Origin of the sequence: Cryptosporangium aurantiacum (genome assembly GCF_900143005.1) — a bacterium.
GTDB classification, from domain to species: Bacteria; Actinomycetota; Actinomycetes; order Mycobacteriales; family Cryptosporangiaceae; genus Cryptosporangium; species Cryptosporangium aurantiacum.
Window position 1 is genome coordinate 352,146 of record NZ_FRCS01000007.1, and the last position, 18,535, is coordinate 370,680.

Annotated in this window: 25 protein-coding genes; 10 read left to right on the forward strand and 15 right to left on the reverse strand. The window is 71.6% G+C overall.

Going from position 1 to position 18,535, the window contains the following annotated elements:
- Positions 1-70: 70 nt before the first annotated feature.
- From BUB75_RS24410 to BUB75_RS24420, 3 genes are all read right to left on the reverse strand, one after another.
- Positions 71-1,525, reverse strand: a complete 1,455-nt coding sequence (locus tag BUB75_RS24410; RefSeq protein ID WP_073260114.1) for a hypothetical protein — start codon at positions 1,523-1,525, stop codon at positions 71-73.
- Positions 1,526-1,685: 160 nt separating this feature from the next.
- Positions 1,686-3,629, reverse strand: a complete 1,944-nt coding sequence (locus BUB75_RS24415; RefSeq protein WP_073260115.1) for a glycoside hydrolase family 3 protein — start codon at positions 3,627-3,629, stop codon at positions 1,686-1,688.
- 58 nt (positions 3,630-3,687) lie between these two features.
- Positions 3,688-4,152: a MarR family winged helix-turn-helix transcriptional regulator gene (locus BUB75_RS24420; protein ID WP_073260116.1), complete on the reverse strand. Its 465-nt coding sequence runs from the start codon at positions 4,150-4,152 to the stop codon at positions 3,688-3,690.
- Positions 4,153-4,227: 75 nt separating this feature from the next.
- Here BUB75_RS24420 and BUB75_RS24425 point away from each other — a divergent pair, with 75 nt between their 5' ends.
- Positions 4,228-4,824, forward strand: coding sequence for a DsbA family oxidoreductase (locus BUB75_RS24425; RefSeq protein WP_073260117.1), 597 nt, complete (start codon positions 4,228-4,230; stop codon positions 4,822-4,824).
- An 8-nt stretch (positions 4,825-4,832) separates the two neighbouring features.
- Complete coding sequence (locus BUB75_RS24430; protein ID WP_073260118.1) at positions 4,833-5,714, forward strand: LLM class flavin-dependent oxidoreductase; 882 nt, start codon at positions 4,833-4,835, stop codon at positions 5,712-5,714.
- A 49-nt stretch (positions 5,715-5,763) separates the two neighbouring features.
- On the opposite strand, the gene BUB75_RS24435 is transcribed toward BUB75_RS24430, so the two are convergent.
- Both BUB75_RS24435 and BUB75_RS24440 read right to left on the reverse strand, forming a co-directional pair.
- Positions 5,764-6,930: an NAD(P)/FAD-dependent oxidoreductase gene (locus tag BUB75_RS24435; protein ID WP_073260119.1), complete on the reverse strand. Its 1,167-nt coding sequence runs from the start codon at positions 6,928-6,930 to the stop codon at positions 5,764-5,766.
- 68 nt (positions 6,931-6,998) lie between these two features.
- Positions 6,999-7,577 (reverse strand): TetR/AcrR family transcriptional regulator, encoded by a 579-nt coding sequence (locus tag BUB75_RS24440; RefSeq protein ID WP_073260120.1) that lies wholly within the window; start codon positions 7,575-7,577, stop codon positions 6,999-7,001.
- A gap of 84 nt (positions 7,578-7,661) precedes the next feature.
- Here BUB75_RS24440 and BUB75_RS24445 point away from each other — a divergent pair, with 84 nt between their 5' ends.
- On the forward strand, positions 7,662-8,036 hold the full coding sequence (locus tag BUB75_RS24445) for a nuclear transport factor 2 family protein (RefSeq protein WP_073260264.1): 375 nt from the start codon (positions 7,662-7,664) through the stop codon (positions 8,034-8,036).
- A gap of 78 nt (positions 8,037-8,114) precedes the next feature.
- Entirely contained in the window at positions 8,115-8,621 is a 507-nt protein-coding gene (locus BUB75_RS24450; protein ID WP_084741649.1) for a DUF6584 family protein, read from the forward strand.
- A gap of 3 nt (positions 8,622-8,624) precedes the next feature.
- On the opposite strand, the gene BUB75_RS24455 is transcribed toward BUB75_RS24450, so the two are convergent.
- The 8 genes from BUB75_RS24455 to BUB75_RS24490 are packed head-to-tail and all read right to left on the reverse strand — an operon-like array spanning position 8,625 to position 13,980.
- Positions 8,625-9,086 (reverse strand): YdeI/OmpD-associated family protein, encoded by a 462-nt coding sequence (locus tag BUB75_RS24455; RefSeq protein ID WP_073260122.1) that lies wholly within the window; start codon positions 9,084-9,086, stop codon positions 8,625-8,627.
- An 18-nt stretch (positions 9,087-9,104) separates the two neighbouring features.
- Entirely contained in the window at positions 9,105-9,569 is a 465-nt protein-coding gene (locus tag BUB75_RS24460; RefSeq protein WP_073260123.1) for a YfbM family protein, read from the reverse strand.
- A 31-nt stretch (positions 9,570-9,600) separates the two neighbouring features.
- Positions 9,601-10,461 (reverse strand): ABC transporter ATP-binding protein, encoded by an 861-nt coding sequence (locus tag BUB75_RS24465; protein WP_073260124.1) that lies wholly within the window; start codon positions 10,459-10,461, stop codon positions 9,601-9,603.
- 24 nt (positions 10,462-10,485) lie between these two features.
- Positions 10,486-11,292 carry a hypothetical protein gene (locus BUB75_RS24470; RefSeq protein WP_073260125.1) on the reverse strand — a complete coding sequence of 269 codons (807 nt, stop codon included), beginning with the start codon at positions 11,290-11,292 and terminating at the stop codon, positions 10,486-10,488.
- The gene (locus BUB75_RS24475) at positions 11,289-11,984 is read right to left on the reverse strand and encodes a hypothetical protein (protein WP_143175379.1); all 696 of its coding nucleotides are present in this window, start codon (positions 11,982-11,984) and stop codon (positions 11,289-11,291) included. Before BUB75_RS24475 ends, BUB75_RS24470 begins: the two co-directional genes overlap by 4 nt.
- Entirely contained in the window at positions 11,981-12,922 is a 942-nt protein-coding gene (locus tag BUB75_RS24480) for an anti-sigma factor family protein (RefSeq protein ID WP_073260127.1), read from the reverse strand. Before BUB75_RS24480 ends, BUB75_RS24475 begins: the two co-directional genes overlap by 4 nt.
- Positions 12,919-13,467, reverse strand: coding sequence for an RNA polymerase sigma factor (locus tag BUB75_RS24485; protein ID WP_073260128.1), 549 nt, complete (start codon positions 13,465-13,467; stop codon positions 12,919-12,921). Before BUB75_RS24485 ends, BUB75_RS24480 begins: the two co-directional genes overlap by 4 nt.
- Positions 13,468-13,515: 48 nt before the next feature.
- Complete coding sequence (locus BUB75_RS24490; protein ID WP_218617739.1) at positions 13,516-13,980, reverse strand: YybH family protein; 465 nt, start codon at positions 13,978-13,980, stop codon at positions 13,516-13,518.
- Between the two features lie 131 nt (positions 13,981-14,111).
- Here BUB75_RS24490 and BUB75_RS24495 point away from each other — a divergent pair, with 131 nt between their 5' ends.
- The 3 genes from BUB75_RS24495 to BUB75_RS46435 all read left to right on the forward strand — a co-directional run bounded on the left by BUB75_RS24495 (position 14,112) and on the right by BUB75_RS46435 (position 15,785).
- Complete coding sequence (locus BUB75_RS24495) at positions 14,112-15,095, forward strand: BtrH N-terminal domain-containing protein (protein ID WP_073260130.1); 984 nt, start codon at positions 14,112-14,114, stop codon at positions 15,093-15,095.
- Positions 15,096-15,130: 35 nt separating this feature from the next.
- A complete protein-coding gene (locus BUB75_RS24500) occupies positions 15,131-15,388 on the forward strand; it encodes a hypothetical protein (protein WP_342761156.1) in 258 nt (85 codons plus the stop codon).
- A 223-nt stretch (positions 15,389-15,611) separates the two neighbouring features.
- On the forward strand, positions 15,612-15,785 hold the full coding sequence (locus tag BUB75_RS46435; RefSeq protein WP_178379968.1) for a hypothetical protein: 174 nt from the start codon (positions 15,612-15,614) through the stop codon (positions 15,783-15,785).
- Positions 15,786-15,855: 70 nt separating this feature from the next.
- Here BUB75_RS46435 and BUB75_RS24505 read toward each other — a convergent pair whose 3' ends face one another.
- A complete protein-coding gene (locus BUB75_RS24505) occupies positions 15,856-16,554 on the reverse strand; it encodes an alpha/beta fold hydrolase (protein ID WP_073260132.1) in 699 nt (232 codons plus the stop codon).
- Positions 16,555-16,693: 139 nt separating this feature from the next.
- Here BUB75_RS24505 and BUB75_RS24510 point away from each other — a divergent pair, with 139 nt between their 5' ends.
- Together BUB75_RS24510 and BUB75_RS24515 are read left to right on the forward strand one after the other, a co-directional pair.
- A complete protein-coding gene (locus BUB75_RS24510; RefSeq protein WP_073260133.1) occupies positions 16,694-17,053 on the forward strand; it encodes a winged helix-turn-helix transcriptional regulator in 360 nt (119 codons plus the stop codon).
- 50 nt (positions 17,054-17,103) lie between these two features.
- A complete protein-coding gene (locus BUB75_RS24515) occupies positions 17,104-17,439 on the forward strand; it encodes a chorismate mutase (protein ID WP_073260134.1) in 336 nt (111 codons plus the stop codon).
- On the opposite strand, the gene BUB75_RS24520 is transcribed toward BUB75_RS24515, so the two are convergent.
- Complete coding sequence (locus BUB75_RS24520; protein ID WP_073260135.1) at positions 17,351-17,860, reverse strand: GNAT family N-acetyltransferase; 510 nt, start codon at positions 17,858-17,860, stop codon at positions 17,351-17,353. The two genes, BUB75_RS24515 and BUB75_RS24520, sit on opposite strands and share 89 nt — an antisense overlap.
- A gap of 135 nt (positions 17,861-17,995) precedes the next feature.
- Between BUB75_RS24520 and BUB75_RS24525 the strand changes: the two genes are divergently transcribed.
- Positions 17,996-18,523 (forward strand): DinB family protein, encoded by a 528-nt coding sequence (locus BUB75_RS24525; protein ID WP_073260136.1) that lies wholly within the window; start codon positions 17,996-17,998, stop codon positions 18,521-18,523.
- The last annotated feature ends 12 nt before the right edge of the window (positions 18,524-18,535 follow it).

Genomic DNA, 18,535 nt, shown 5'->3' on the forward strand with positions numbered 1-18,535 from the left:
TGCAACAAAGTGTGGTGTGGGCGCCCGCCCACACCACACTTAGTTGCAACTCGATCGGCTCCCGCTCGGATCAGTAGACGTCGAAGTCGTCGACGCGGAGGACCCAGGTGCCGCGGTAGCGCCAGTCGACCGGACCGAACCCGAAGTAGTTCCAGCCGGCCCAGCCGAAGCGGGTGTAGTCGCAGCTGAAGTCGTCCCACCAGCCGCGGAGGACCCCGAGGTAACCGGCGCGCTGGCAGCCGCGGTAGCCGCGGTGGAACGAGGCGACGCGGTCACCGTAGCGGCCGCGCTCGGACCAGCCCCAGCCGCCGGTGGAGTCCCAGCCGTGGCCGCGGTGGTAGCTGCTGCCGCGGTACCAGTTCGAGCCGCTCTCCCAGTACTCGCCGTGCGACCAGCTGCGGCCGCGGTACCACTCGCCGGTCACGCGCTCGCCGCGCCGGTGTCCGCGGTAGCGCCACTCGCGGCTGTGCTCATAGCGCGAGTCCCGAGCCTCCCGCCCGTCACGGCCATCCCGGCCGTCGCGCCCATCCCGTCCGTCGCGTCCGTCCCGGCCCTCGCGGCCTTCGCGTCCGTCCCGGCCCTCGCGGCCGTCCCGGCCGTCGCGACCCTCGCGCCCGTCCTGGCCGTCCTGCCCGCGGCCTTCGCGTCCGTCCCGGTCTCCGCGGCCGTCCCGCGCGTCCTGGCCGTCCGTGCCGTTGCGGCCTTCCTGGCCGTCCTGGCTGTTGCGGCCTTCCCGACCCTCACGGCCTTCGCGACCCTCGCGGCCTTCGCGACCCTCGTGGCCGTCGGTGCTGTCGCCGTCGTTGCGCCCGTCCTGGCTGTCGGTGCCGTTGCGGCCCTCGCGCCGTTGGCCCTCGTTCTGGCCCTGGCGGCCCTGCCCGTCGGTGGTGCCGCGGTCGGTGGTGTTCCGGCCCTCCTGGCCGCTCTGGTCCTGCCGAGCATCGCGGCGGCTTCCGTCGCGGCGGCCCTCGTCGTCGTCCCCGTCCCCGTCGCCCTCCCCGGCGCGGTTGCCGGCGACGTTCTGCTGGGTCCAGCCGGCGCTCTGCACGGCTCCGCTCTGCGCAGTGGCACCCTGATCGGCCCCGGTCGGCGCGGTCCCGCTCTGCGCGGTCGTGCCCTGGTCAGCCCCGGCCTGGGTGGCCGCGCTCGTGCTCTGATCGGCCCCGCTTTGCGTGGCTCCGCTCTGGGCGGTCGTGCTCTGATCGGCCCCAGTCTGCGCGGCCCCAGTCTGCGCGGCCCCGGTCTGGGTGGCCCCGGCCTGGGCGGCCGCGGTCTGGGTGGCCGCGGTCTGGGTGGCCGCGGTCTGGTTGGTGGCGGCTCCGGCGTTCCAGTCGGCCACCGCCGCGGGAGCGGCAGGCGCGGCAGGCGCGGCGGGGGCCGCGGGCACTGCCGGGGCGGCAACGGTCTCCGGTGCCTCCGGGTCCGCAGGGTCGGCCAGCGCGGGAGCGCCGAGTGTCATCGTGGTGCCGGCGGCCAGTGCCACGCCGACTATCGCGAGGCCGACGCGTCCGGGCTTGCGAGTCATCTCTCGTCTCCGATCTGTCTTAACGGACAAAGCGGATACGAGCAGCTTTCGTAGCAACCGAGACGCCGACTTGCCGCACTACGCACTATTCGCCCTGTTTTAGCACCCTTCGGTCGACCCCCGCACGGGCTAATCGGCCCATCACGGCAGTGAGAGGCTCTTACCGGTACGAGAGCCCGTGCCCCCGCCGGAACAGCGGCGCCGACGAGTCGTCCGGCACGTCCTCGAGCTGCCGATCCGCCGCGACCTGCGACGACGGCAACTCGAACGGCAGCCTCCCGCCCGGCGTCCGCTGCCCGAGCACGGTGGCCAGCAGGACGTCGTCCGACACGCCGTAATCGGCCAGTACCGCCGAGGCGCGGTCGACAACGTTCGTGAGCACCAACGGACGGTCGAGTTTCGGAACCGCGACAGTCGGGACACCCGCCGCGACCGCGCGGCGGAACGCCTGGTAGTCGGGTTCGGTGCCGGTGAACGTCAGGCCGAGCGTGCCGGTGCCGCTGCGCGGATCGGCGAGCCGGACGATCGCCAGGTCGGCCTTCGCCGGATCGCTGGTGACCTTCAGCCCCGCGGTCTGCGCCGCCTGCGGGCTGACCCCGGACAGGTACACCGTGCGGCCGGCGCGGGCCGGTAGCGTCCGCTTCCGGTTCGTCAGGAGCGTGAGCGACGCGGCCTGCGCCCGGTCGCCGACGGCCTGGAACCGCGGGTTGCCGGAGAGCCGGGCCGCGGCGGCGGGGTCGACGTACGGGTTCTCGAACAGCCCGAGCTGGAACTTCTGAATCAGGACGCGCCGCGCGGCTTCGTTCACCCGGGCGTTGCTGATCAGGCCCGCGTTGACCGCCTGGGTCACGTTCCGCGGCTCGTTCGATCCGCCGATCTGGTCGACGCCCGCGTTGATCGCCCGCGCGAACCGCTGGACGACGGTCAGGTTCTCGACGCCCCACGGCATGCCCGCGCCCCAGGGCCCGACGAAGAACGCCGGCGGCCGGTTGTCGCGGCAGGCCTGGGGGCAGTCGCCGGTGATCGCCCAGTCCGAGACGATGACGCCGTCGAAGCCGTAGCGGCCGCGCAGCAGGTTCTTCAGCAGGAAGCTGTTGAAGCCCGCCCCGACCTGCTCGACCCGATGCCCCCGGACCACGAGGTTCCGCAGGATCGAGTACGTCGGCATGATCCCGGCGGTCTCGGCCTCGAACGCGCCGGTGAACGGCACGATGTGCGCGGCGAAGTTGTTGCCGGGGAACGTCGCGTAGCGTCCGTAGTAGTAGTGGCTGTCGTAGCCGTTGTCCTGGGCGCCGTAGCCGACCCAGTGCTTGGTGACCGTCGCGACGCTGTGCGGCCCGAGGCCGTCGTCGCCGTGCTGCAGGCCGGAGACGTAGGCCTGCACGTGCCGCCGGGCGGTGCGCGGGTCGGAGCCGAACGTGCCGTTGACGCGCGTCCACCGCGGTTCGGTGGCCAGGTCGGCCTGCGGTGAGAGGCCCTCGGTGATGCCGACCGCGCGGTACTCCTGCCGGACGATGTCGGCGAGTTGCCGGGTCAGCGCGGGGTTGCCGGTGGCGGCCCAGCCGATCGCGTCGGGCATTGCGGTGGTGCCGACTCCGCCGACGGTTTGGCCCTCGGTCACCGAGAAGCCGTTGCGCGGGTCGGACGAGATGACGGCCGGGATGCCGAGGTTCGCTTCCTCCGCGACTTCCTGCACGGTGTTGTTCGCGGTGGCCAGGGCCTCCGGGGCGAGCGCGAGCCGGGTGATGAACGTGTTGACGTGCCGGGCGCCGATCAGCGTGCCGAGTTGCTGCCGGTCGTATCCGGTCTCGGTGGCCGGGAGCGTGCCGTGCACGAGCAGCCCGGCCTTCTGCACCAGCGTCATCCGGCGGATCAGGTCGTCGGCACGGTACTCGGGGAGCAGCCGCCAGTCCTCGTAGGGCGTCAGCGCGCCGTTCCGGTCGAGGTCACGGAAGCGCAGGCCGTCGATCGTGAGGATCGGCGCGCTGCGGGAGCTCAGCTGCGGCTGGTCCGTGGCCCCCTTACCCGGGGCCGCGGCCGGGGCGGCCAGCGCGCCCACCAGGACGGCGGTCAGGAGGGTGCATAACGCGGTCGTCCGGGACACGACGCCTCCTCGGTGAGGCTGTGATCTGGGTCACGCGAATGCCGTCACGGTATCCCATTTAGAGCCCGCACTCGAACTCCCCGATGCCAGGGTTCGCGTCGGCGAGCCTGCGCAGGGCGTCCGCGGTCCGGCGGAGGTCGGTCGCTCCGATGTGGTCGGCGAAGTACGTCGACACGACCGCGTCGACGACTGGCCGCGCGGCGGCGAGCCGGTCGCGCCCGGCGGGGGTCAGCTCGGCCCACGTCGCGCGCCGGTCCGCGGCGCTGGTGGTGCGGACCACCCAGCCGTCCTTCTCCATCTTGCCGACCAGCCGGGTCGCGCCGCTGCGGGAGAGCATCACCTCGTCGGCGAGGGGGGCCATCCGGAGGCGGCCGTCGAACCGGTCGAGGGCGGCCAGCACCTCACGTTCGAAGTAGGTCAGGCCGACGTTGGCCCGCAGCTGGTTGTTGAGGTGCGCGAAGAGCAGTGAGTCCGCGCGGTACAGCGCACGCCATGCCGCCAGTTGGTCCTCGGTCGCCGCCACGCCGCTGAGTCTACGAACGAACTGTTGACGCGTGAACGATCGGCTCCCTACTCTTCACCCGTGAATAATTCACACGTGAACTATTACGCCGACGTGCTCTGCCCCTGGTGCTACATCGGCCACCGCCGGTTACGGGCCGCGACGGCCGGCCGGCCGGGTAGCGTCCACCGCCGTGCGTTCGAACTCGCGCCGGCGCTGAGCCGGGAGCCCGGCACGACCGCCGCGGAGCAGATGGCCGACGCGTCCTGGTGGGGCCGCAACGCCGAGGCGCGGATCGCCGAGATCCGCGCCACAGGCGCTTCCGAAGGCGTGGAGCTCAACCTGCACCTGGCCCGGCCGGTCAACTCCTTCGACGCCCACCGCCTGGTCAAGCTCGCCGCGGCGCACGACCGCGACGACGAGGTGCTGGAGGCCGTGCTGTTCGGCTACCACACCGAAGGCCGGAACATCGCTGACCACGCGGTCCTCGAAGACATCGGCGTCGCAGCGGGTCTGGAGCGGCGAGACGTCCGCTCGACGCTGGCCGGCAGCGCGTTCGGTGCCGACGTGCGCGCCGACGAACGCGCCGCCCGCAGCAGCGGCGTCACCGGCGTGCCGTCGCTGGTGATCGACGGAGCACCGCCGGTCAGCGGGGTGCTGCCCGTCGACGCGCTGGCCGACCTGATCGCGTGAGGAGCACGATGGACATCGGAATCGGACTGCCCACCCACGCCCCCTGGGGCGACGGACGGCGGTTCGTGGAGTGGGCACGGCGCGCCGAGGCGCACGGCTTCGGCTCGGTGGCGGTGAGCGACCGTCTGCTGTGGTCGACGCCCGAGCCGCTCACCGTGCTCGCCGCCGTCGCGGGCGCCACAGATCGCATCCGCCTGCAGACCAGCGTGCTGCTCGCACCCCTACGGGCCAACCCGCTGCTGTTCGCCAAGTCGGTCCTGACCCTGGACCACCTCGCCGGCCCGGACCGGCTCCGGCTCGGGCTGGCGACCGGCTTCCGGGAGGACGACTTCACCGCGTCCGGCGTGCCCTACCGGACCCGTGGCGCGCGCTTCGACGACCTGCTCCTCCAGTTGGACGACGCCTTCAACGACCGCGCGGGGCTCGGCTTACCGCCCGCTACCACCGGTGGCCCGCCGCTGTTGTTCGGCGGTACGTCGGCGGCGGCGCTCCGCCGCACCGCGGCTAGGGGAGCGGGCTGGCTCGCCGGCACCGCGTCGGTCCAGGACCTGGACGAGTTCGTCCCGGCGCTACGGGCCGCCTGGGCGGCGGCGGGCCGCACCGGCGCGCCCCGGGTCGTGGCGTCCGCGATGTTCGCGCTCGGCCCCGACGCGAAGGCCGCGGTCGACCGCGCGATCGCCCCGTACTACGCGTTCGCGGGCGAGGACTGGGCCCGGGAGGGCGTCGAGACCGCGCTCACGTCGGCCGACCAGATCGCCGCGACCGTCGCGGAGTTCGCGAAGCACGGCTGCGACGAGCTCATCCTCACCGGCAACGACCCCGACCCGGACCAGGTCGACCTCCTCGCCGAGGCTCTACGGGGGCGGCTTCGACCAGGCTCGACGCACTGATCGCGGACGGCCGTCGCGGCGACGGCCTGACCGCGATCGCGGGGTCGGCTCAGGCCGGAGCGCCCGCCAACAGCTGCGGCCGGTTGTCGTTCTTGAGCCAGCGGTGCGAGCCGGGCTTGCGGGCTTCGTTGATCAGGTGTTTGACGCTGGACTCGCAGGCGAATTCCTTGAGCTTCGCGCCGGGACGGCCGCTGACGAAGAGCCGCATCGCGGTGTCGTCCCGGTGCGCGATCTGGTAGATACCGGCGCCGCGGCCGAAGCTGATGCACATGGCGGGAAAGAACACGCGGGCGGCCGTGGGCGGTGTACCGGCGAGCCGGCGGAGCACGGTGTCCGCGGCGTGTGCGCCCAGGCAACCGGCGGCGTAGGCGCTCATCCGGAACGGCAGGCCGGACGGTGCTGCCGAATCCCCGGCCGCGACGATGTGCTCGTCGTCGACGCTGGTCAGCGTCTCGTCGGTGACTAGGCGCCCGGCGTTATCGGTGCGCAATCCGCTGCGCGTGGCCAGGTCGGGCACGCCGAAGCCGGCGGTCCAGATGGTGACCGCGCTCGGCAATTCCCGGCCGTCCCGGAGGTGCACACTGTCCCGGGTGACCGCGGTGACCTTCGCGTCAGGACCGTCGACCACCGTGACCCCGAGCGCGGCGAACCGCCGGGACGCCGTGCGCCGGGCCCGCGGGTGCAGGTACGGGCCGAGCACTCCGCCGCTGACCAGCGTCACCCGTCGGCCCTGTTCTGCCAGCTCGGCGGCCGTCTCGAGGCCGGTCGGACCGGCTCCGATGACGGTCAGCGCGGCCGTCGCGGGGACGGCTTCGACAATCGACCGCAGCCGCTGTGCCGCCTCCAGTGTCGCGATCGGATGGGCGAACTCGTCCGCCCCGGGCACACGCGCCTCGATACTGTGGCTGCCCACCGCGTAGATCAGGTGGTCGTAGCCGGCCGCGCGGCCGTTCGTGAGCGTCACACTGCGCCCGGCCGCGTCGATGCGGGTCGCGGTGTCGACGACCAGCCGGACGCGGTCGGCCAGGACGTCGCGATAGTCGACGACCGCGTCATGGGTCCCGGCCACCAGCTGGTGCAGGCGAAGCCGCGGGACGAAGGTCGGACGCGGGTTGATCAGCGTCACGGATACGTCGTCGCGTTGCGTCAGGCGGTTGGCCGCCATGACGCCGGCGTACCCGCCGCCGACGACGAGGACCTCGGTGTGCGCAGTCACGGTGTCTCCCTCGTTGATGCCGATTCGGCCTCAAGACACCGCGGGCGCCGCCCGTGTGACACCGGGGCTCACCGCGCAACCGGGCGCAGCCCGTCGAGGATGATCCCGGCGAGGTGCGCGGAGCGCCGGCGGCTGGTCTCCGCCCCGGCGTGGCGGATCGCGGCGAACGCGCCCGCGACCAGCGCCATCACCTCGTCCGTGGTGGCGTCGGTGCGGACCGTGCCGGCCGCGTGCGCGCGGCCGAGCAGGCCTTCGACGTGACGCGCGAGGTCCGCCGCGAGGTCGGGCGCCGCGGTGCGCAGGTCGAACTCGGCGGCCGCCAGCGCGCTCTTCACGGCCGCGTTCTCCGCACCCGCGGCCATCATCCGGGACAGCAGCGTGAATAGAGCCGCGGGGTCGTCGCCCGCGGCAAGCCGTTCTGCCTCGTCCACCAACTGCTGCAGCATGTCGGTCGCGACCGCGAGGTACAGCGCTTCCTTGGCCGGGAAGTGCCGATGGACGGTGCCGGGGCCGACGCCCGCGCGGCGCGCGATCTCGTCGAGCGAGACGTTCAGACCCTCCTGGGCGAACATCTGCTGCGCCGTACGCAGCACCCGCTCCCGATTGCGGCGTGCGTCGGCGCGCAGCTCGTTCGGTTTGCCGGACATTGTGGAAACACCTTAACCGGTGCGTCGCCCCGGTTAGGCTCGACCTCGATAACCGGGGCGACGCACCGTTTAGGAGCCATGCCGATGACCACGCACGAGGACACCGCCGCCTTGATCCGGCAGATGCAGGAGTGCTTCAACAGCCGCCAGTTCGACCGCGCCGCTGACCTGCACACGCCCGGGTTCTACAGCCATCCGCTCGGCGCCACCGGGTTCGCGGCGGGCAGGGACGCCTGGCGCATGCTCACGGCCCGCTACCCCGAGATCCGCGTCGTGGCCCAGGACATCCTGGTCGACGGTGACAGGGCCGCCGTCCGCTCGACCGTCGAAGGCATCACGAGCGGCGCAGCGCCCGAGCTGTTCGAGATCTTCCGCATCGACGGCGGCCGGTTCGCCGAGATGTGGGGCGCCAGCACGGGCTTCCGGGCCGCGGCGAGCCCGGAAGACGTGGTCGGCTAGCGGGGCACAAAACGACGTGGTGCCGGGTCCTACGCTTCTCGCAGAGGGCAGGGGGCCCGAAACACGCCGGGGGTGCCTGTGCCACGCGACACGACGCTAGCCCGAGCCCGGGCCGAGCTGGCCTCGGGTTCGGTCACGATGGCGACCCAACGGCTCCGCGGCCTGGTCGGCTCGTTCCCGCTCGACCTGGAAATCCGCGCCCAGCTCGCGGAGGCCTACCGGGCGCAGGGAAACGCGGCGCAGGCAGGGCGCTGGTCGTACCTCGCGGAACACCGGGACGCCGACGAGGTCGCCGCGTTCGAGCGCGCGACCCCGGACCCGCTGCATCGGATGCGGTGCCTGGCGTGGCCCGCCGACCCGGGCGTCGCCCGCAACCCGGCTGCCGTCGAGCGTCTCAACGCCCTGCGCGCGGCCGCCGAAGCGCGGCACCGGATGTCGATTCCCTACCCGGAGCTGGCGCGCGGCGAGGTCAGCGAGGCCAGCCGGGGAGAAAAGGTCGGTTGTGCGCTGGCCGCGCTCGCCGCCGGACTGTTCCTGCTCGGCGTCGCCAACGGTGCGCGCACGGTCGTCCGCTGGCTGTTCTGAACGTCAGCGAGTCCGGCCCTCGCGGACCATCTCGACGGTCTTCGTGATCCGATCGGAACGAGTCGCCTCCCGCTTGGCGTCGGTGACCCACCGGACGTACTCCTTGCGGTGCGAGTAGGCCAGCGCGGCGAACGCCTTGTCGGCGGCGGGGTCGGCCGCGAGCGCCGCGGCCAGGTCCTCGGGCACCTCGACCGTGCGTTCGCCGGTCTCCGCCACGATGCGGACGTCGTACTGCGCGCCGATCTCGACACCGGCCTGCGCCCGGGAGGCTTTGGAGAGGCCGATCATGTTCTCGCCGCCCATCCGTGCCAGGCGTAGCGAGAGCGTCACCTCGTTGATCGTGACCTGCACGGGGAAGACCTTCTTCCCCTCACCGAGCGCGGCGACCTGCTCGTCGGTGAGGATGAACGCCCCGGCCGGCCCACGGGGCTCCAGGGTCGTGGTCAGCTGCAGTGTCTGTCCCATGCGTGCACGGTATCGGGCTTACGTCGCGGTGAAGAGCACCGCGCGTCCGGAGGCAGCGGCGCGGTCGTAGAAGCCCCGAAGGTCGACGTAGTTCGTCCACGTGTACTCGAAGTCGTCGTCCTCACCCCGCAGCGCATCGGCGAACCGATCACGGAACCAGTCCTCGTCGAGCGGGCGCAGGGCCTCCGCGACGTCCCGCACCTCGGCGGCGGCCACGTACACGACGTAGAACTCCTCGTGCAGGTGGCGTCCGCCCAGCACCGCGTGGGACAGCGGGTAGGCGCCGCCGTCGGGGTCCAGCGTTCCGTCGGTCAGGCAGCGGTGGATCGGGATCCACGCCTTGTCCGTGTCGACCTTCAGCTGGTCGTCGTCCCACGACTCTTCCAGCTCTTCGAGGATCTCCGCCACCGCGTCGTCGTCACCGTCGGCGGCGAGCAGCGACCGTTCCTGGTCCTCGGTGATCGCAAAATGCACTCCCAACATGGCGCCGATCGTAGGGGTAGGGCCTCGCGGGTCACCGCGCGGTGACGGCGAGATATCCGTCCTCCAGGCCGGGCTCGATCGAACCGGCGCGGGGGCTCGGCGCAGTGGGCGCCACGATCCGGTACCGCATGCCGTCCTCGTGCGGCAACGCGGACACGACCGTGCCCTCGGTCGGCGGCGGCCCGTCGGTGACGACCGACCAGACCTGACCCTCGGCGCAGCGGGTCAGCTCCTCGACCGTGCCGCGGAAGATGAGCCGGCCCTTGGCCAGCACCGCGACCTCCCGGCAGGTCTGCGCGATGTCGTCGACGATGTGCGTGCTCAGCAGCACCGTGCGTCGGCCGGCGAATTGCGACAGCAGCGTGCGGAAGCGGATCCGCTCCTCCGGGTCGAGGCCCGCGGTCGGCTCGTCGACGATCAACAGCTGCGGATCGGCGAGCAGCGCCTGAGCGATGCCGACCCGCTGCCGCATGCCCCCGGAGAAACCCCGCAACCGGCGGTTGGCGTACGTGGTCAGGCCGACGACCTCGAGCAGCTCGCCGACGCGCCGGCGCCGCACCGACCCGTCGTCCATGCCCTTGAGCAGGGCGATGTAGTCGAGGAACTGGCGGGCCGTCAGATCGGGGTAGACGCCGAGGTCCTGCGGCAGGTACCCGAGGTGGCGTTGCAGGGCCGTCCGCCCCGCACGCGTACCGACGTCGTGCGCGCCCACGAGCACCTGGCCTGCCGACGGCCGCACGATGCCCGCGAGGATCCGCATCAGCGTGGTCTTACCGGCGCCGTTGGCGCCGAGCAGACCGAACATGCCGGTGGGGACGGTGAGGTCGAGGCCGTCGAGCGCGGTCACCCCGCCGCGGTAGGTCTTCATCAGGCCGGAGATTTCGATCCGCATTCGGGTTCCCTTCGTCTGGGTGGCTCATCGGGCGCGGCGGACGCGGAGCGCGTGGCCACCCGCGAGGACGGCGGCCGCCAGCGCCAGCAGCACGCCGATGGACAGCCACGCGACCGACGGCGTCGGATTCGGCCGGAGGAAGTTCAACGTCGCGCCGGTCACCGGACCGGCCAGGGACTGCTGGCCGTCGATGCCGTGAAAGTCCAGCAGCGCGACGAGCGGATAGCCGCCGAGCGGGTAGACGAGGGTCTGCGCGAGCGTGGGCATGAGCTCCGGCCCGACCAGGTTGCCCCAGAGCCAGTAGCCGACGAACAGCACACGGAACAGCGGAGCCGGCATCACGACCGGCAACGCCAGCGCGAAAGCGGCCACGAACAGCAGGCCCGGCACGAAGACCACGCCGCTGGCGACCAGCGCCCAACCGAACGCTTCAGGTGCGCTGGTGTGCACTGCGTACGCGGCGGTGAATCCGAAGTACACCACCAGGATCGGTATCGCGGTGGCGGCGGCCGTCCCTAGGTACTTCCCGAGCAGGCGGGCGCCCGGCCGGGCCGGCGTGGCGTCCAGGATCGGCGCCACCCGCAGGCGGTCGTCGCGAATGAGCCGGTCGGCGAGCAGACAGCCGAACCCGATCGTCAGCAGGGCGTGGAGCTGGACCGCGAGGCCCAGCACCGCGGTCCGCGCGTCGGCAGGCGCTTCGTCCGGGTCGAACAGGTCGCGCAGCAGACTGCCCCCGATCAGCAGGAACAGCACGACGCTCAGCGCGGGCACGATCCACACCGAGCGTTTTCGGACCTGCATACGGAACTCGTAGCGCAGGCTGGCGATCATTCGTCCTCCTCGCCGATCAGGCGTTCCGAGCGGGTCAACACAAGCAGGGCGAGCGCGGTGAGCGTGGCGCCCACGCCGATCAGCACGAGCCGGTTCGCGATCCAGTCGTCCGGCCGTGCGCCCCGCGTCGTCGCGAACAGGTAGAGCAGGCGGCCCGGCAGGTGCTCCTGCGCGGCCTCGCCGAAGAACTGCTGGAGCGCCCACACCGTCGTGACCAGCGCGCCTGCCGCCGCCGGGCTGCGGAACACGGCGCCGGCGGCGAGGGCGGCGCCGCTCAGCCCGAGCGTCGGGGCGAGCCAGGTGAGCTGCCCGACGAACGCCCCGTGGTTGGCCGGCCACCGGCCCCACCAGCCGGTCGCGATGAGTACCGACGCCATCGTCGTGGCGACGGCCGCGGCCCACCCGAGCGTGACGGCCATGCGCCGCAGCACCGTGAAGCGGTACGGCGTCGGCGTCGTGAGCTGCAGTTCCACGGCCGGGTCGCGGCCGACGAGCGAGGCGCAGGTGACGCCGGCCGCGAGCGGGATCGCCATTTCCAGGGCACCGAGCAGGACGCGGGCCGTGCTCGCCTCACCGGACAGCGGGTTCGCCAGCGCGGCGGCGAGGCTCAGTGCGACGGCGATCGGCGGGCCGAGCAGCGCCGTCACGCCTGCCCGGCGTGTCTCGTAGCGCCAGAGGGTCAGTGGTCTCACAGGGGATGGGTAGCGCGCCAGCCGTTGCGAGGTTCATCAAAACGTCCGGCCAGCAGAAGCGCGATGAGCGCGACGGCGGCGCTGACCGCCAGCACAGGCGCGTTCGTCGACCAGACCGTCACGATGACCCGCGCCGGGAGAGCGTCGGGGGACAGCAGCACGTCGCCCGCCAGCACGCGCACGGCCCACAGCCCGACGGCGGCGCTGAGCGCGACGTCCGACCCGAACCGGACCGCGATCAGCAGGCTCAGCGAGGACAGCAGCGCCATCGGCCCGAGCCACGCGCCGACGAGCGTGTTGAGGCTCGCGGTGTCGGCCACGTCCGCGGCGGCCAGTGCGACGGAGGCGACGACCGCGATCGCCAGGTCGTAACCGAACACCAACGCGAGCCGGACGAGGAGCAGCAGCCCGGATCCCGGGGTGGCGGCGATCAGCTCGGCGGCCGGGTCACGTCCGGAGCGGTACGTGCCAGCCACACCCGCGGCGGCGACGATGGGGGCGATCAGGGCGAGGACCAGCTCTGCGGTGCCACCGGCGGTGGTGCGCTCGGCGTCGCGGCCGGTCGTGGCCTGGACCAGGACGATCACCACGCCGAGCGCGATCACCAGCGCCGACGCGATCGGCACGGCCGGCCGGATGAGGCGCGCCTCGGCCACCATCAGCGCGGCGAGGTGCCGCAGACGTCTCGCGGCCTGTCCCTCGGGCGGTGGATCCGGGCTCTCGACGGCGCTCCGAGTCAGCACCGCGCGCACGAGCCGCTCCGGGTCGGGTGCGGTGGTGCCCGCGGTAGCGGTGCCCGGCCGCAGAGCGTCCGCAATGTTTTTCCAGGCGGCGAGGTCTGCGCGACAGCGCGGGCAGTCCGCGAGGTGCACCCGGACGCGGTCGCGGTCCGCGCCGCGCAACGTGCCGGCGGCGTAGGCGGCCAGCCATTCTTTCATTCGGGCACCTCCTGGGCGGCGAGCGCCGCGGCGACGGCGGCCCGCGCGTGATACAAGCGGCTCTTGACCGTGCCGACGGGGATCGCGAGCACGTCGGCGACGTCGGCGAGCGGCAGACCGGCGACGAAGACCAGCGCGATCACGTCACGGTGGTGGGCGGGCAGCCGATCGATGGCCGCGGCCACCGGAGTACCACCGGCCGCCGCGATCGCCAGCTCCTCCGGACCGGCGCTGTGATCGGCCCGGTCGGGCAGTTCCGTGCGGGCGGGCTCGGGTGCGGACCGGCCGCGCAGCCGGTTGTGCGCCTGGCGCCGGGCGATCCCGAACAACCACGTCGTGACCTTCGCGCGCCCCTCGAAGGCACCGGCCGACCGCCAGACCGCGAGCATCGTGTCCTGAAGAATCTCCTCGGCGGTCATCCGGTCGCCGGCGAGCCGCTGCAGGTAGCCGACCAGCGCACCGGAGTGCCGCTCGTAGAGCCGGGCCAGAGCGGTCGCGTCACCGGCGGCGACCGACCGCAGTAAGTCGTCGTCGCTACCCGCCATCCGCCCACCCCCTCTAAGTGAGTGAGTAGCGCCGCGGGCGCGAACGGTTCAGTCGTCGCTCTCGGCTCCGCGCGCGATGCGCGAGAACAGCTCCCACGGGATCGGCCGCACCAGCGGGTCGGCGTGCCGGTGCACGAGCTGCCACCGGTCGCCGGCCCGGCGGAAGACCAGCGTGACCCGCAGCGACCAGTCCTGATCGGGTGTACCGCCGACCTCGCCGTGCTGACGCTCCACCGCGACCAGGACGGCCAGCGCACCGGAGACATAGGACTCCACGACGTCCAGCCGGGCCTCACCGGAGGCGAAGAACCGAGAGGTCTCGGCCAGGCTCTCCTCGGTGTACTCGAACCCGCGCGTCGTCTCGCCGCCGTAGGGCGGCATGAGCGTGTAGTCGGCCGGGTGGTCGAAGAGCGTCAGGTAGTGGCGAATGTCGCCGCGGATGTAGGCGTCGGCCGCCTCGTCCATCGTCCGGATCAGCTCGGCGAGCTGCTCCTCGGTGATCGCGTCGGTCACGTGCTCATGATGCTCCAGCGGCGGGCGGCGGGGGAGCCCTCAACCCGGCTGCCTCACCCGATCGGGTGGTCGGCGGGGGACGGTCGGCCGGGGTTGACCCTCTCCCCGTGTGAGGGTTCAGGGTTCGGCTGATGATCCTCAACGGTGTGGCGTATCCCGGCGGGCAGCACTGCGAGACCACCGCGCTCGGCGCGCTGCTACGCCACGAGAAAATCACCCTGTCCGAACCCATGCTGTTCGGTCTCGGTGAAGGTTTGGGTTTTGTCTATTGGGACGCCAAGCGCATGGACTTTCCGTTCCTCGGCGGGCGTACCAAGCCGACCAGCATCGTCCGGACCCTCGCCGACCGGCTCGGCCTGACGTTACGCATCGAGGAGACCGGTTCTCCGCGTAAGGCCTGGCGCACGGTGGCCACCGCACTCGACGCGGGGCGGCCGGTCGGCCTGCAACTGGACTCGTACCATTTGGACTATTTTACGACGAAGGTTCACTTCGCCGGTCACGTCGTCGCGCTCTACGGGTACGACGACACCCGCGCCTACCTGATCGACACCGCCCAGCAAGGCGGCACCGTCTCGACCACGCTCGACAGCCTGGCGCGGGCCCGTAGCCAACGCGGGCCGATGGCCGCCCGCCATCTCTCGTTCACGATCTCCGGCCCCGCCTCCCGGCCCGACCTCGGCGACGCCATCCGGGCCGCCGTCCGCAGCAACGCCCACGCGTTCCTCAACCCGCCGATCGCCAACCTCGGCCACCGCGGCATCAGCAAGGCGGCCCGGGAGGTGCCGAGGTGGCTCGCTCGCTCCTCCGACCCCGCCCGCGACCTTCCGCGCGCCGCCATGCTGATGGAACGTGGCGGCACCGGCGGTTCGCTGTTTCGCGTCCTGTATCGCGATTTCCTCGCCGAGAGCGCCGCCCTTGTTCACGACCTCCAGCGTGGCGCCGAGAGGTACGCCGAGATCGTGCCGCTCTGGTCCGAGGTCGCGCGGCTGATCGCGGCCGCCGGAGAATCCGGCGAGGCCGGGCACCTGACCCAGGCCTCGGGTTTGCTCACGGAACTCGCGGAGAAGGAACGCCGGGCAATGCAGACGCTGGCCGACATCTGCGCCGTGTGACCGGCGACGCAGGCGCCCTCGGCGGGCTCGCCATCATCGCTTTCCGCTGTGTCAACGAGATCGAGAAAGTGCTGGTTCGCGCTGATGCGGCGCGGCGGCCGGAGGCGGAGTGCCCGGTCGAGGTCGCGCTCGTGGCGATCACTGGTCCTGCGGGATCTCGGGTCCGAAGCGCGGGCTTCCCGCATCGGACGCTGTACCGGCTCACCGCTTCGGGTCGTGCTCTCGAGCCGCTCCTGGTCGAGCTGTACCGGACGGGGGCTGCCCTGCTCGACCAGGCCGGCGTTCCCTCCTGACCCGGGCGCCGCGTGCTCGCGGCGCTGACGCTCCGACCGCGGCGCCGATGGCAGCGCCCATGACCAGCAGCGGAATGCCCATGTACACCAACGGGTCGGCGATCTCGTAGAAGGAACCCTGCAGCGCGCTCGGTAGCAGAATCAGCAGACTGACCAGCGCGGCGCCGACCGCCAGCCCGATCGCGGCGCCCCGCCCCGGCCGTCTCCTCATGCCGAGATCCTCGTGGGGGCGCCGGAGTTGCGCAACCCGCCCGTCGAGTGGTGGGACCTGTTGCTTCAGGTGTCCCGAGCGCTGTGGCTCACCGAGACGACGGCCTGGTTGCACTGGCGTCGGCAGGAGACCATCCACGGAATCGTCCGGGCCGAGTTGCGGCTGCTGCCGGTAACGCTCCGGTAGTGGGCGTGGCCACGATCCTCGAGAAGCCGGATCACGGGGACTCGAGCTTTTCCCGGAGCGCTTCGACCCGTCAGGCCAGTTTGAGCAACAACTCGGAGAGCTCGAACGGCATCGTGACCATGCAGTCGTGGCCGGTCGGCAGTTCCCAGACCGTTTCTGCCGGAGATACGGGCCGCCGTTCCGGGGCGCCGACCGTGCAATGGATGTGCGTCCGCGAAATCGCGCTCGCGGAGGGATTGTCGAGCCGGACAGCTTGCTGGAAGCAGCGCACCGGTTCGTCGGACAGGATCGTGCGGAGCCAGGCGACGTCCGCCGGATCGGTGACGCCGAACAATCCTGCGGGTGGAGGGAGTTCCGGCAGCGGCGGGATGCGCCACCAGGCCTCGGACTGCGCGGCCTGGTCGATCAAATGCTGGGTGAACGGCAGGACGTCGATGACGCTTTCGCCGTCGTTCGGGACCATGGCGTCGACATAAACCAGGTGTGCGATCCGGTCGGGAACCAAATTCGCCACCGCGGAGATGACCATTCCGGCATAGCTGTGTCCCACCAGCACGACCTCGGTCAGGTCCTGCTCCAGGAGCACACGGATGACGTCGTCGATGTGGGTGTCGAGCCCCACGTCAGGGCCGAGCAGGTGGGACCGGTCGCCGTGGCCGGTCAGCGACGGCGCGAGGGCCCGGTGGCCGGCTCCTGCCAGCAGCGGGATCACACGGTCCCAGCTCGCGGCACTGTGCCAGGCGCCGTGTACCAGTAAATATGTGGACATAATTGTTCCTTTGCGTCACGGCGAATGGTGGTTCTCTTCGGTAATTCGGTACTGTTCGAGAACCAAGACCCATGATTCGCGGCCGCCTTGCGTCGCGCAATCAGGCACATTCGGGTGCCGCGGTTCCCCGGAGGTAACCATGAGCGCTGCCGACCGACCACGCGCCGGATGCCGGCCACTCATCGACGACAAGTGGTCACTCGTGGTCATCTCGTTCCTCGGCTCGGGGCCCCGCCGCTTCACCGAATTGCGGCGAGGAATCGACGGAATCAGTCAACGCATGCTCACGGTCACACTCCGCAGCCTGGAACGGGACGGCATTCTCGTCCGGACAATCCACAATGTGATGCCGCCCAACATCAGCTACGGGCTCACGCCGCTGGGCGTCTCTTTCCTTGAGTCGGTCACGCCCATGCTGGAATGGAGTCAGGCGAACCTGAAGCACGTCGAAGCCGCCCGCGTCGCATACGACGCCCAGAAAGTCCTCGAGGGGCGGTAGCGGCCAGGCGAGCCGTGAGGGCCGACTGGGCGCTCCGTACGCTGTGCGCCATGACCAGCCGCGAACAACTGCCGGAGATCCGTGCCGGCATCGACCAACTCGACCGGCAGATCGTCGGATTGCTGAGCCGCCGGGAGGAACTCGTCCGACGTGCCGGTCGGCTCAAGACCGATTCGGACGCCGTGCGCGCCCCCAACCGCGTCGAGCAGGTGATCGGGAAGGTACGGACGCTCGCCACCGAGTCCGGCGCGGACCCCGACGTCGTTGAGGCCACCTACCGGGCGATGATCGCGGCGTTCATCGACCTCGAGCTTCGCGTCCATGCGGGACAGCACGCGACAGGATCGTCATCGGGTCACGGCCCGGAGGCCGGAGTACCTCGGTGATCGTGAAGCCGCATCGGCGGTAGAAGTCCACGGCCCGCCCGCCGGCGTTGACCCACAGCCGCGCGTAACCGGCGTCCGCGGCCCAGGTCGTCAGACTCGTCATCAGTGCGCCGCCGATACCGCGGCCGCGCTGGTCCGAGCGGACGATGACGCCGACCACCCACGGACCCCGGTCGGCGAGTTCGTCATGCTCCACCGTGATCAGACCCATGCCGCCCAGGACGTCGCCCGCTGCGTCAACCGCGACGAGCGTGACCGGCACACCGTCGGCCCCGGCCTCGCCCTGCGTGGTGCGGATCCACCACAGCAGAGACTCACGGCCGGAATGGTCGGCCCACTCCTGCCACCGCAGGCGCGCCAACGGGTCCACGAGATCCGGGCGATCGGCCAGCGACTCGATCGTGAGGCTCGACCGCAGCATATTGGCACTGTAGCCGCGCGACGGCTTTTGGGTTGTCGCTGATTCAGGCGACCAGGACGATCCCGGTGGCGCCCGCGGCGGCGTCTCGCTCAAAACCGCTAGGAGTCGGACGGACGGCCGCATATCTTCCGGTGGATGGACACCTCGCCGCTGAGCTTCCTGCGACGTCAATACGACATCGCGTGGGCCCTGACCGAGATCTCGCTCGCCGGTCTCGGCGACGAGGAGTGCTTCTGGCTGCCGTCCCCGGGGGCCTGGACCGTGCGGCGCGAGCCCGACGGATCGTGGCGCGCCGACTGGGCCGAGACCGAACCGGACCCGCCGCCGCTGGTCAGCGTCGGCTGGCTGACGTGGCACGTCGACATGTGGTGGTCAACGGCTCACGCGCACGCGGTCGGCCGGGAAACAACGTCCCCCGAGCAGATCGTGTGGGCGGGGACGGCCGCGGCCGCGGTCGCCCGGATCGAGCGCCTCCACGCCGACTGGTCGGCGGTGCTGGATCAGGCTCGTGATGAGGATCTAGCCGTGGCACCGGCCAGCAGCTGGCCGTTTCCGGGCGGGCAGCCGTTCGGCGACGTGCTGGCCTGGGTGAACCTGGAGCTGATGAAGAACGCCGCGGAGATCGGGCAACTGCGCCGGATCCGGCTCGTCGGCAACGGCTAGTTCCGGCGCGGC

Bases quoted from the DNA above. Each gene is read 5' to 3' on its own strand.
- BUB75_RS24410 (WP_073260114.1), bottom strand. From the start codon at position 1,525: ATGACTCGCAAGCCCGGACGCGTCGGCCTCGCGATAGTCGGCGTGGCA.
- BUB75_RS24430 (WP_073260118.1), top strand. From the start codon at position 4,833: ATGGACATCGGAATCGGACTGCCCACCCACGCCCCCTGGGGCGACGGA.
- BUB75_RS24440 (WP_073260120.1), bottom strand. From the start codon at position 7,577: ATGTCCGGCAAACCGAACGAGCTGCGCGCCGACGCACGCCGCAATCGG.
- BUB75_RS24445 (WP_073260264.1), top strand. From the start codon at position 7,662: ATGACCACGCACGAGGACACCGCCGCCTTGATCCGGCAGATGCAGGAG.
- BUB75_RS24455 (WP_073260122.1), bottom strand. From the start codon at position 9,086: ATGGGACAGACACTGCAGCTGACCACGACCCTGGAGCCCCGTGGGCCG.
- BUB75_RS24460 (WP_073260123.1), bottom strand. From the start codon at position 9,569: ATGTTGGGAGTGCATTTTGCGATCACCGAGGACCAGGAACGGTCGCTG.
- BUB75_RS24465 (WP_073260124.1), bottom strand. From the start codon at position 10,461: ATGCGGATCGAAATCTCCGGCCTGATGAAGACCTACCGCGGCGGGGTG.
- BUB75_RS24470 (WP_073260125.1), bottom strand. From the start codon at position 11,292: ATGATCGCCAGCCTGCGCTACGAGTTCCGTATGCAGGTCCGAAAACGC.
- BUB75_RS24480 (WP_073260127.1), bottom strand. From the start codon at position 12,922: ATGAAAGAATGGCTGGCCGCCTACGCCGCCGGCACGTTGCGCGGCGCG.
- BUB75_RS24485 (WP_073260128.1), bottom strand. From the start codon at position 13,467: ATGGCGGGTAGCGACGACGACTTACTGCGGTCGGTCGCCGCCGGTGAC.
- BUB75_RS24495 (WP_073260130.1), top strand. From the start codon at position 14,112: ATGATCCTCAACGGTGTGGCGTATCCCGGCGGGCAGCACTGCGAGACC.
- BUB75_RS24505 (WP_073260132.1), bottom strand. From the start codon at position 16,554: ATGTCCACATATTTACTGGTACACGGCGCCTGGCACAGTGCCGCGAGC.
- BUB75_RS24510 (WP_073260133.1), top strand. From the start codon at position 16,694: ATGAGCGCTGCCGACCGACCACGCGCCGGATGCCGGCCACTCATCGAC.
- BUB75_RS24515 (WP_073260134.1), top strand. From the start codon at position 17,104: ATGACCAGCCGCGAACAACTGCCGGAGATCCGTGCCGGCATCGACCAA.
- BUB75_RS24520 (WP_073260135.1), bottom strand. From the start codon at position 17,860: ATGCTGCGGTCGAGCCTCACGATCGAGTCGCTGGCCGATCGCCCGGAT.
- BUB75_RS24525 (WP_073260136.1), top strand. From the start codon at position 17,996: ATGGACACCTCGCCGCTGAGCTTCCTGCGACGTCAATACGACATCGCG.